At 70.1% G+C, this 11466-nt stretch carries 9 protein-coding genes; 2 read left to right on the plus strand and 7 right to left on the minus strand.

The window, feature by feature from the left end:
* Positions 1 to 20 precede the first annotated feature (20 nt).
* The 3 genes from aspS to IEY93_RS15720 are packed head-to-tail and all read right to left on the minus strand — an operon-like array spanning position 21 to position 3739.
* Positions 21 to 1799, minus strand: coding sequence for an aspartate--tRNA ligase (aspS, locus tag IEY93_RS15710; RefSeq protein WP_189163805.1), 1779 nt, complete (start codon positions 1797 to 1799; stop codon positions 21 to 23).
* A complete protein-coding gene (gene hisS / locus IEY93_RS15715; protein WP_189163806.1) occupies positions 1796 to 3055 on the minus strand; it encodes a histidine--tRNA ligase in 1260 nt (419 codons plus the stop codon). The genes aspS and hisS overlap by 4 nt, the downstream gene beginning before the upstream one ends.
* On the minus strand, positions 3056 to 3739 hold the full coding sequence (locus IEY93_RS15720) for an MBL fold metallo-hydrolase (RefSeq protein ID WP_189163807.1): 684 nt from the start codon (positions 3737 to 3739) through the stop codon (positions 3056 to 3058). It abuts the gene before it with no gap.
* Between the two features lie 192 nt (positions 3740 to 3931).
* On the opposite strand from IEY93_RS15720, the gene IEY93_RS15725 reads away from it, so the two are divergent.
* Positions 3932 to 4816, plus strand: a complete 885-nt coding sequence (locus tag IEY93_RS15725) for a peptidylprolyl isomerase (protein ID WP_229691166.1) — start codon at positions 3932 to 3934, stop codon at positions 4814 to 4816.
* Positions 4817 to 4875: 59 nt separating this feature from the next.
* Entirely contained in the window at positions 4876 to 6105 is a 1230-nt protein-coding gene (locus IEY93_RS15730; RefSeq protein WP_189163904.1) for a DUF349 domain-containing protein, read from the plus strand.
* Between the two features lie 165 nt (positions 6106 to 6270).
* Here IEY93_RS15730 and IEY93_RS15735 read toward each other — a convergent pair whose 3' ends face one another.
* The 4 genes from IEY93_RS15735 to secD all read right to left on the minus strand — a co-directional run.
* Positions 6271 to 8457 (minus strand): RelA/SpoT family protein, encoded by a 2187-nt coding sequence (locus tag IEY93_RS15735; protein WP_189163808.1) that lies wholly within the window; start codon positions 8455 to 8457, stop codon positions 6271 to 6273.
* 235 nt (positions 8458 to 8692) lie between these two features.
* Positions 8693 to 9211: an adenine phosphoribosyltransferase gene (locus IEY93_RS15740; protein WP_189163809.1), complete on the minus strand. Its 519-nt coding sequence runs from the start codon at positions 9209 to 9211 to the stop codon at positions 8693 to 8695.
* Positions 9212 to 9332: 121 nt separating this feature from the next.
* Positions 9333 to 10409, minus strand: a complete 1077-nt coding sequence (secF, locus tag IEY93_RS15745) for a protein translocase subunit SecF (RefSeq protein ID WP_189163810.1) — start codon at positions 10407 to 10409, stop codon at positions 9333 to 9335.
* Positions 10409 to 11466, minus strand: a 1058-nt coding sequence (gene secD / locus IEY93_RS38165) for a protein translocase subunit SecD (RefSeq protein ID WP_229691167.1), incomplete at its 5' end; no start/stop codon positions are given. The genes secD and secF, both read right to left, overlap by 1 nt.

Consider the following 11466-nt stretch of genomic DNA (forward strand, 5'->3'; position numbering starts at 1 on the left):
CACCGGCGGCCCCTAGCGGGTCAGCCGTCGGAGGCGGCGGCCTTCGGTGCGGCCGCGGGGGCCTTGCGGGCGTCCACGCCGGCCTCCTTGCGCTGGTCGGCGGTGATGGGCGTGGGCGCGCCGGTCAGCGGGTCGAAACCGGAGGCGGTCTTGGGGAAGGCGATCACGTCCCGGATCGAGTCGCCGCCCGCCAGGAGCATGCAGATGCGGTCCCAGCCGTAGGCGATGCCGCCGTGCGGAGGCGGGCCGTACTTGAACGCCTCGAGCAGGAACCCGAACTTGCTCTCGGCCTCCTCCTTGGAGATGCCGAGCACCTCGAAGACCCGCTGCTGCATCTCGGCCCGGTGGATACGGATCGAGCCGCCGCCGATCTCCATGCCGTTGCACACCATGTCGTAGGCGTACGCCAGCGCCTCGCCCGGACGCTCGTGGAAGGTGTCGGCGTACTCGGGCTTGGGACCGGTGAACGGGTGGTGCACGGCCGTCCAGCCCGTCTGGCGGCCCACGTCGTCCAGCACCGGCTCGAACATCGGCGCGTCGACGACCCACAGGAAGCTCCACAGCGACTCGTCGATCAGCCCGCAGCGCCGCCCGATCTCCAGGCGCGCGGCGCCCAGCAGATCACGGGAGGGGCCCGGGATGCCCGCGGCGAAGAACACCGCGTCGCCCTCGGACGCGCCCACGGCGGCGGCCAGGCCGGCGCGCTCGGTCTCGGAGAGGTTCTTGGCCACCGGGCCGCCGAGCTCGCCGCCCGGCTGCACCAGCACGTACGCGAGGCCCCGCGCGCCGCGCGCCTTGGCCCAGTCCTGCCAGGCGTCGAGCTCCTTGCGGGTCTGGGACGCGCCGCCGGGCATGACCACGGCGCCGACGTAGGGCGCCTGGAAGACCCGGAAGGTCGTGTCGGCGAAGTAGGACGTCATGTCGACCAGCTCGCAGCCGAACCGCAGGTCGGGCTTGTCGGAGCCGTAGCGGGACATGGCGTCGGCGTAGGTCATGCGGGGAAGCGGCGTGGGCAGCTCATAGCCCACGGTCTCCTTCCAGATGCGCCCGACCAGCGCCTCGCCGAGGGCGATGACGTCGTCCTGGTCCACGAAGGACATCTCGACGTCGATCTGGGTGAACTCCGGCTGCCGGTCGGCGCGCAGGTCCTCGTCGCGGAAGCAGCGGGCGAGCTGGTAGTAGCGCTCCAGGCCGCCGACCATGAGCAGCTGCTTGAACAGCTGCGGCGACTGCGGCAGGGCGTACCAGTTGCCCGGCTGCAGCCGGACCGGCACCAGGAAGTCGCGGGCGCCCTCGGGAGTGGAGCGGGTCAGGTCGGGGGTCTCGACGTACAGGAAGCCGTGCTCGCGCATCACCTCATGGGCGAGGTAGGTGGCGGTGGAGCGGACGCGCATGGCGTGCGCGACCTGCTGGCGGCGCATGTCCAGGTAGCGGTACTTCAGCCGCGCCTCCTCCGAGACGCCCGTGCCGCCCTCGATCGGGAACGGCAGCGGCGCTGACTCGCTCAGCACCTCCACCTCCGAGGCGACGACCTCGATCTCACCGGTGGGCAGATCGGGGTTCTCGTTGCCCTCGGGGCGGACGCGGACCTCGCCGGCGATCCTGACGCAGTACTCCGAGCGGAGGTCGTGCGCGTGGTCCTCCTCGCGGAAGACGACCTGCGCCGAGCCGGACGCGTCGCGCAGGTCGATGAAGACCACTCCGCCATGGTCACGGCGGCGTGCCACCCAGCCGGCCAGCGTCACCTGCTGTCCGGCGTGCTCCTTGCGCAGCGATCCGGCGGTGTGCGTGCGGATCATTGGGTCAGTTTCTCCTTCAGGGTTGTGACGATCTCGGCGAGTGGCACGGCGGTCTGGTCGCCGCTCGCCAGGTCCTTCACCTGGGCGGACCCGGCGGCGATGTCGCGCTCGCCGAGGATCACCGCGTACGTGGCCCCGGAGCGGTCGGCGCCCTTCATCGCGCCCTTGAGCCCCTTGCCGTCGAAGGCCATGTCGGCGGCGACGCCCGCGGCGCGCAGCTCGTTGACCAGCGTGAACATGCGCCGCGCGGCCTCCTCGCCGAGCGGCACGCCGTACACCGCGACCCGGGCGGGAGCCGTCGCGGCGAGGCCCTCGGCCTCCACGGCGAGGATGATGCGGTCGACGCCCACGGCGAAGCCGATGCCGGGCAGCGGCGGGCCGCCGATGTCCTCCGACAGGCCGTCGTAGCGCCCGCCGCCGCCGATGCCCGACTGGGCGCCGAGCAGCGGGTGGTCGAACTCGTAGGTGGTGCGGCTGTAGTAGTCCAGCCCGCGGACCAGGCGCGGAGTGTCCTCCCAGGGCACCCCGAGGTCCTCCAGCAGGGCGCGCACGCGGTCGTGGTGGGCCTTGCAGGACGCGCACAGGTGGTCGGTGATGAGCGGGGCGTTCTCGACCTGCGCCCGGACCTCGGGGCGCTTGTCGTCGAGCACCCGCAGCGGGTTGACCTCGATGCGGGCCCGGGTGGCCTCGTCGAGGTCGAGTCCGCGCAGGAAGTCCTGCAGGGCGGCGCGGTAGGCCGGGCGGCACTGCTTGCAGCCCAGGGTGTTGAGCAGCAGCCGCACCTGGGTGAGCCCGAGGGCCTGGTACCCGGACCAGGCGATGGCGATGGTCTCAGCGTCCACCGCGGGGTCCTCGGTGCCGACGGCCTCGACGTCGAACTGCTGGAGCTGGCGGTAGCGGCCGGCCTGGGGGCGCTCGTAGCGGAAGGCCGGACCGGTGGTCCACAGCTTGACGGGCAGTTGCCCGGTGTGCAGCCCGTGCTCCAGCACCGAGCGCATCACGCCGGCGGTGAACTCGGGCCGCAGCGTGACCGAGCGGCCGCCGCGGTCGGCGAAGGTGTACATCTCCTTGCTCACGACGTCGGTCGACTCGCCGACGCCGCGGGCGAACAGCTCGGTGTCCTCGAAGACGGGCACCTCGATGTAGGAGTAGCCGGCGTTCCCGGCCGCGGCCGCGAAGGCCTCGCGCACCGCGAGGAAGATCGCCGAACGCGGCGGCAGATATTCTGGCACGCCCTTGGGCGCCTGAAAGCTCATTCACAATCCCCTGGTTGGGCCGGCGAACGGCGCCGCCTCCGCGAGATACGGGTTCGTGGCGCGTTCGCGGCCGATCGTCGTCTGTGGTCCGTGACCGGGCAGCACCATCGTGTCGTCCGGCAGCGTCAGGCACTTGGCGCCGAGGCTGCGCAGGATGGTCGGGTAGTCGCCGCCCGGCAGATCGCTGCGGCCTATGGAGCCGGCGAACAACAGGTCCCCGGAGAACATCACCCGCTCCTCGGGAAGCCTGAACGTCACCGACCCCCTGGTATGACCGGGGGCGTGGTCGACCGTGACGGACATGCCGGCGATCTCGAGCACGGCGCCGTCCGACAGCTCGCGCACGTCGTCCGGCTCGGTGAACTTCAGCCCGCCGAAGAGCTGCTGACGGGCCAGGAGCGACAGGCCCTTGCCGGGGTCGGTCAGCAGTTCACGATCTTCGGGGTGGATCCAGGCGGGCACATCCTTGGCTCCGCAGACCGGCGCGACCGACCACACGTGATCGATGTGACCGTGCGTCAGCAGCACCGCGACCGGCTTGAGCCGGTGCTCGCGCAGCATGTCGTCCAGACCCTCGGCAACGTCCTGACCTGGGTCGACGATCACGCACTCCTCCCCTGCGGCAGGCGCCACGACGTAGCAGTTGGCCTGCAAGGAGCCTGCGGGAAAGCCGTCGATGAGCACGGAAGCGGTCCTCGGTGTGATCGATCTCGTCAAGGAAAGCGGATGGGAATGTAACCGAAGGGTACCGGTGCGGGTCGCCGGGCTGCGAACCATTGCCCGTGGGCCGATACGATTCGCCCACTCCATAAAGGTGGCGGTCACCCAGTGAGACCGCCAAACAGCATCAATCCGGACAGTCGGGAGGGCACAGCGGTGGCGACCGGCAAGGACCGTCAGAAGCAACTGGCACGGGAGCACTACGAACGGCAGATGGCCAGGCGCGCCGAGCGGCAGGCTCGGCAGAAGCGTCTCGCGATCATCCTGACGAGCGTCGGCGTGCTGGTGGTGGTCGGCGGCATCTTCACGGCCGTCGCCGTGGTCAACGGCGGCGACTCCAGCAGTCAGGCGGCGGCCTCCACACCCTCGGCCTCGGCCGAGCCCTCCGCCGAACCGTCGGCCTCGACCTCGGCGGCCGCGGCCCCCAAGCCGTACGACGCGGCCACGAACACCTGTGACTACGTGGCCGACAGCGCAAGCGGCCCGGTGAAGAACGTGGGCATGCCGCCCGCCAAGCCGGACAAGTCCGCCAAGACCATGACCTTCAACACCAACCACGGCGACATCGTGGTGGCCCTGGACGCCGCCAAGGCGCCCTGCACGGTGAACTCGATGGCGTTCCTCGCGAAGAAGAAGTACTTCGACGGCTCCAAGTGCCACCGCCTGGGCCCCGAGAGCTTCCCGATGCTGCAGTGCGGCGACCCGCTGGCCAAGGCCGACGGCAAGAACCCGACCGACGGTCAGGGCGGGCCGGGCTACCGCATGGCCGAGGAGAACCTCACCGGCGCCAAGTACACCCGCGGCGTGGTGGCGATGGCCAAGACCCAGGCGCCCGGCACGACCGGCAGCCAGTTCTTCATCATCTTCGGCGACCTGCAGCTTCCCGCGGAGTACACACCATTCGGTACCGTCACGAAGGGGCTCGAAATCCTCGAGGATGTGAGCAAGAAGGGCGTGCTGCCGGGCGGCATGGGCGACGGCTCCGGGGCTCCCAAGGACCCGGTCGAATTCAAACACGTGACAATCTCTGGCAAGAGCTGACGTAATACAACCAAGGACGCGTGGTGTCCTGGAGGCTGATTCGAGTGCGGGAGGACACGGTGAGCACCGACCCGTGGGGCCGGGTAGACGACGACGGCACCGTCTACGTGCGTACGGCTGAGGGAGAACGGGCCGTCGGGTCCTGGCAGGCCGGTGAGCCGGAAGAGGCGCTGGCCTACTTCCATCGCAAGTACGACGAGCTGGCGACCCAGGTGGAACTACTGGAACAGCGGCTCCGTGGCACCGACCTGCCCCCCGCCCAGGCGGAGGCGACGATCGTCAAGCTGCGTGAGTCGATCGCCGAGGCGCACGCGGTCGGTGACCTCGGCGCCCTGATGGACCGCCTGGCGGCGCTGAGCGAGCTGGTGGGCAAGCGCCGTGAGGAGGTCAAGGCCGCCCGCGACCAGGCACGCGCCCAGTCGCGGGAGATCAAGGAGCGCATCGTCTCCGAGGCCGAGCGCATCGCCGAGGACACCACCCACTGGAAGTCCGGCGGTGAGCGGCTGCGCCAGCTCGTCGAGGAGTGGAAGGGCGCCGAGCGCATCGACAGGGTCACCGAGGCGGCCCTGTGGAAGCGGCTCTCGGCGGCCCGCACGGCGTTCGCCAAGCGCCGCAAGTCCTACTTCGCCGGGCTGGACGAGCAGCGCGAGTCGGTGCGCGCCACCAAGGAGCGCATCGTCGCCGAGGCCGAGCACCTGGCCGGCTCCACCGACTGGGGCGACACGGCCGCGGCCTACCGCGACCTGATGCGCCAGTGGAAGAGCGCCGGCCGGGCCTCGCGCGAGGCCGAGGACGAGCTGTGGACGCGCTTCAAGGCCGCCCAGGACCAGTTCTTCCAGGCCCGCTCCGCGGTGTTCGCCGAACGCGACGCGTCGCTGCGGGAGAACGCCGAGGCCAAGGCCGCCATCCTGGCCGACGCCGAGCGCATCCTGCCGGTGACCGACGCCCGGGCGGCGCGCGCCGCCCTGCGCACCGTCCTTGAGCGCTGGGAGGCGGTCGGGCCGGTGCCGCGCGAGTCGCGGGACAAACTGGAGGGCGGGCTGCGCCGCATCGACGAGGCCGTCCGCAAGGCCGAGGAGGCCGAGTGGAAGCGCTCCAACCCCGAGGCCCGCGCCCGGGCGCAGAACACCGTCGACCAGCTGCGCAGGTCGATCGAGCAGCTCGAGGCGCGTCTGGCCAAGGCCGCGGCCGCCGGCAGGGACAAGGACGCCAAGGAGGCCGAAGAGGCCCTGGCCGCCCGCCGGTCGTGGCTGGAGGAGGCCGAGCGCACGCTGGCGGAGTTCTCCTGAGCTGACGCCGAACCCCGGGTCCCGCCCTTCGGGGGGGCGGTCCCCGGGCCCGGGAGACGGGCCAGACGCCTCGCCGTTCCCGTCGCCGGCCGGCGACGCGATCGCTCCCGGGCGGCGATACGACGGGTGACGGCCCCCGCGCGAGGGCCGTCGAGCCGCCGGACGTCAGTTGGTGACGCGGTAGACGTCGTAGACGCCCTGGATGTTGCGGACGGCCTTCAGCACGTGCCCGAGGTGCTTGGGGTCGCCCATCTCGAAGGTGAACTTGCTGACCGCCGTGCGGTCGCGCGAGGTGGTCACCGAGGCCGACAGGATGTTCACGTGCTGGTCGGACAGCGTGCGTGTGACGTCCGACAGCAGGCGCGGCCGGTCGAGCGCCTCCACCTGGATGGCCACCAGGAACACCGAGTCGTCACCGGGCGACCAGGCCACCTCGACCAGCCTGTCGGGCTCGGCCCTGAGCTGCTCGATGTTGGGGCAGTTGGTGCGGTGCACCGACACGCCGTGCCCCCGGGTCACGAAGCCCACGATGTCGTCGCCGGGCACCGGCGTGCAGCAGCGCGACAGCCGCACCCACACGTCGGCGTCGCCGGCCACGATCACCCCGGCGTTGGTCGCGGTGCGCGGGCGGCCGCGCATCTTGGTCGGGACGGCCGCCTCGGCGATGTCCTCCTCGGCGGCGTCCACTCCCCCGAGGGACTGGACGAGCTTGTCGACCACCGCCTGCGCGCCTGAGTGGCCTTCTCCGACCGCCGCGTACAGCGCCGAGACATCTGGGTACCGAAGGTCCCTGGCGAGCGCCAGAAGGGCCTCTCCGGACATCAGGCGCTGCAATGGCAGGCCCTGCTTGCGCATGGCCCGGCCGATGGCCTCCTTGCCGGCCTCGATCGCCGTCTCGCGGCGCTCCTTGGAGAACCACTGGCGGATCTTGTTGCGCGCCCGGCCGCTCTTGACGAACTTCAGCCAGTCGCGGGAGGGGCCGGCGTCGGGAGACTTGGAGGTGAAGATCTCGACGGTGTCGCCGTTGCTCAGCCGGGACTCCAGCGGCACCAGGCGCCCGTTGACCCGCGCGCCGATGCAACGGTGGCCCACCTCGGTGTGCACGGCGTAGGCGAAGTCGACCGGCGTGGCGCCCTCGGGCAGCGCGATCACCTGGCCGCGCGGGGTGAAGACGAAGACCTCCGACACCGACAGGTCGAACCGCAGCGACTCCAGGAACTCGCCCGGGTCGGAGGTCTCCTTCTGCCAGTCGAGGAGCTGCCGTAGCCAGGCCATGTCACCGGCCTGCTTGACCCGCGCCCCGCCCGCGCCGGAGGCGCCCATCTCCTCCTTGTACTTCCAGTGGGCGGCCACGCCGTACTCGGCGCGGTGGTGCATCGCGCGGGTGCGGATCTGCAACTCGACCGGCTTGCCCTCGGGCCCGATGACCGTCGTGTGCAACGACTGGTACATGTTGAACTTGGGCATCGCGATGTAGTCCTTGAACCGGCCGGGCACGGGGTTCCACCGAGCGTGGATCGTTCCGAGCGCGGCGTAGCAGTCGCGGACCGTGTCGACGAGCACGCGGATGCCCACCAGGTCGTAGATGTCGTCGAACGCCACCTCGCGCGCGATCATCTTCTGGTAGATCGAGTAGTAGTGCTTGGGCCTGCCCTTGACCGTCGCGCGGATCTTGGCCTCGCGCAGGTCGGCCGAGACCTTCTCGATGACCTCCTGCAGGAACAGGTCACGGCGGGGGGCGCGCTCGGACACCATGCGGGCGATCTCGTCGTACCGCTTGGGGTAGAGCATGCCGAACGCCAGGTCCTCCAGCTCCCACTTGATGGTGTTCATGCCGAGGCGGTGGGCTAGCGGCGCGAAGATCTCCAGCGTCTCGCGGGCCTTCTGCTCCTGCTTGTGCCGGGGGAGGTAGCGCAGGGTGCGCATGTTGTGCAGGCGGTCGGCGAGCTTGATGACCAGCACGCGGATGTCACGGGACATCGCCACGACCATCTTGCGGACGGTCTCGGCCTGCGCGGCGTCGCCGAACTTGACCTTGTCGAGTTTGGTGACCCCGTCCACCAGCAGCGAGATGTTCTGCCCGAAGTCGGTGCTCAGCTCGTCCAGGCCGTAGGCGGTGTCCTCGACGGTGTCGTGCAGCAGCGCGGCGCACAGCGTCTCGTCGTCGGTGCCGAGCTCGGCCAGGATCGTCGCCACCGCCAGCGGGTGGGTGATGTACGGGTCGCCGCTCTTACGCTTCTGATCACGGTGGTGATAGGCGGCCACGTCGTACGCACGCTCGATGAGGCGGAGATCCGCCTTGGGGTGCGTGGCGCGGACCGTTTTGAACAGCGGTTCCAGAACCGGATTCATCGCGCCACCCCATTGACCCCCGAACCGGGACAGCCTGCGGCGTACGGCAGGAGCCGGCTTCTCTTCCGTGCCTGCGGACGTGGCTAAACCCGTTTCGTCCGCGGGCGCGGAAACCGGCTCAGGGCTGTCGGTCACTTCGGGCAAGGCCACATCACGGGGCACTCAGACTCCTTACGTCGAGTCCAGATCCTCCAGTGTATCCGCGCCGCGGAGGCCCGCCTCTCGCAGGAGCCGATCAGACGACCACCAGGGCCCGCACGTCGACGTCCGCCAGACGCTCACGGCCCTTGAGGAAGGCGAGCTCCATCAGCACGGACACCCCCACGACCTGGGCACCGGCCCGGCCGACGAGCTCCACCGCGGCCCGGGCGGTGCCGCCCGTGGCCAGCACGTCGTCGACGATGAGCACACGCTCACCCGGGGTGAAGGCGTCGCGGTGCACTTCGATGACGGCGGAGCCGTACTCCAGATCGTAGGACGCCTCCAGCGCCTCGGCAGGGAGTTTGCCCTTTTTACGGACCGGCACGAATCCCGCGCCGGAGCGGTAGGCGACCGGGGCGGCCAATATGAAGCCGCGCGCCTCGATGCCGACCACCTTGTCGACGGCCAGACCGTCCGCCAGGGCGTCGATCGCCGACGAGAAGGCGAGGTGGTCGCCGAGCAGCGGAGTGATGTCCTTGAACATCACCCCGGGCCGGGGGTAGTCGGGCACGTCCCTGATGCGGTCGAGGATCGTCGTGGTCAGGTCGCTCATAGGGGGTTTCCTTCCGGGCGGCGGCGCGGCGCCGAGAGGTCTCATGCGGATGGCGCGGGACAGCCGAGCGCCCCCGTGATGCCGGCTCACGGGGGCGCCAGGGTCGTTGCTGCTGCCGCGACTAGCGCTTCTTGCGCTTGTCGGCGGCGCCCACCGCCCCGTTGGCCGAGGCGGTGGTGGAGGTCGCGGCCGCGGGCTCCTTGCCCTTGCCCTTGGCGGAGGCGTCCTTGGCCGCGGCGGCCCGGGTGGAGGCGACGCGCTTGGCGATCGCCATGTACTTCGGCTCGCGCTCCTTGAGGTTGGCCAGCAGCGGCGTCGCCACGCACAGCGAGGAGTACGTACCGACGATCATGCCGACGAACAGGGCCAGCGAGAGGTCCTTCAACGTGCCGGCGCCGAACAGCGTGGTGCCGATGAACAGGATCGCGGCGACCGGCAGGATGGCCACCAGCGAGGTGTTCAGCGAGCGGATCAGCGTGTGGTTGAGCGCGTTGTTGGCGGCCTCGGTGTAGGTCATCTTGGCGGTCGTGCCGAGCTTGGCGGTGACCTCCTTGATCATGTCGAACACCACGACCGCGTCGTACAGCGAATAGCCGAGGATGGTGAGGAAGCCCAACATGGTCGCCGGGGTCACCTCGAAGCCCGACCAGGCGTAGACGCCCGCCGTGATGACCAGGTCGTGGATCAGCGCGACCACCGCGGCCAGCGCCATCTTCCACTCGAAGGCCAGTGTGAGGTAGAGGATGATCGCCAGCATGAAGACGACTAGGCCGATGAGGGCCTTGTTGAGCACCTCACCACCCCAGGTGCCACCGATGATCTGCTTGGAGATCTGCTTGTCGGCGACTCCGTACTTGGCGGAGATCGCTCCCGCCACCTTGACCACGCCGTCTTCCGGCAGGCTCTGGGTGGTCACCCGCCAGCGGGGGCCGGCCTCCTGCACGATCACCTGGTGGGCGCCGGCGTCCTCGACGGTGGTGCGGACGTCCTGGATGGTCGAGGCGGCCGGCCGGTCGAAGCTGAACACCGAGCCGCCCCGGAACTCGACGCCGAGGTTGAGCCCCTGGAAGATCAGCCCGGCGATCGAGATCACCAGCAGGACCCCGGACAGCGTGCCCCACAGCTTGTAGCGGCCGACGAAGTCGACATTGACCTCGCCGCGGTACAGGCGGCGCCCGAGCGCACCGATGGTCGACATCAGCCCTCCTGCGGAACGGTCGTGCGGGCGGCCGGCGCCTCGCGGCCCATGCGCTCGGCGTCAAGGCCGGACAGCTTGTGGCCCTTGGCGAAGAACGCGAGCTTGGCCAGCAGGGCGACCAGCGGCTTGGTGAACAGGAAGACCACGGCGATGTCGATCAGCGTGGTCAGGCCCATGGCGAAGGCGAAGCCCGCGACGCCGCCGACCGCCAGGAAGTACAGCACCACGGCCGCGATGAACATGACCGCGTCGGCGATCAGGATCGTGCGCCGGGCGCGGACCCAGGCGACCTCGACGGCCACCCGCAGGGAGCGCCGGCCTTCCTTCATCTCGTCTCGCATGCGTTCGAAGTAGACGATGAAGGAGTCGGCGGTGATGCCGATCGAGACCACCAGGCCGATGATGTGCGGCAGGGACAGCCGGAAGTTGGCGTTGTGGCCGAGGATGACCACCGTCGCGTACGTCAGGATCGTCGCCACCGCGAGGCTCGCCACCGCGACCAGACCCAGACCGCGGTAGTAGAGCAGACAGTAGATCACCACGAGGACCAGGCCGATGGCGCCGGACAGCAGGCCACCGCGGAGCTGGTCGGCGCCGAGGGTGCCGGAGACCTCCTCGATCGAGCTCTGCTTGAACTTCAGCGGGAGCGCGCCGTACTTGAGCTGGTTGGCCAGGTCGGTGGCGGACTTCTGCGTGAAGCTGCCGGAGATGCGTGCCTGGCCGCCGGGGATGGGCTCCTCGATGACCGGGGCCGAGATGACCAGGCCGTCCAGCACCATGGCGAGCTGGTTGCGCGGCTGCTGCGCACTGGTGATCTGGCCGGTGACCTTGGCGAACTCGCTGGCGCCCTTGCTCTTGAAGGTGACCTGGACGATCCACTCGCCGGTGGTGGAGTCGACGCCGGAGGTGGCGCCCGCCACCTCGGTGCCCTTCACCGCGGCCTTCTCCAGGATGTAGCGGGCGTCGCCCTCGGTGCTGCAGGCGGCGATCTGCTTGTCCGGGTTGTCCTGGGTGCCCTGGCCGCGGTCCTTCTTGGTGCAGTCGATCTTGCGGAACT

The organism is Sphaerisporangium melleum (assembly GCF_014646695.1).
GTDB classification, from domain to species: domain Bacteria; phylum Actinomycetota; class Actinomycetes; order Streptosporangiales; family Streptosporangiaceae; genus Sphaerisporangium; species Sphaerisporangium melleum.

Coding starts and splice junctions, on each gene's coding strand:
- IEY93_RS15740 (WP_189163809.1), bottom strand. CDS start 9,211: ATGAGCGACCTGACCACGACGATCCTCGACCGCATCAGGGACGTGCCC.
- aspS (WP_189163805.1), bottom strand. CDS start 1,799: ATGATCCGCACGCACACCGCCGGATCGCTGCGCAAGGAGCACGCCGGA.
- secF (WP_189163810.1), bottom strand. CDS start 10,409: ATGTCGACCATCGGTGCGCTCGGGCGCCGCCTGTACCGCGGCGAGGTC.
- hisS (WP_189163806.1), bottom strand. CDS start 3,055: ATGAGCTTTCAGGCGCCCAAGGGCGTGCCAGAATATCTGCCGCCGCGT.
- IEY93_RS15735 (WP_189163808.1), bottom strand. CDS start 8,457: ATGAATCCGGTTCTGGAACCGCTGTTCAAAACGGTCCGCGCCACGCAC.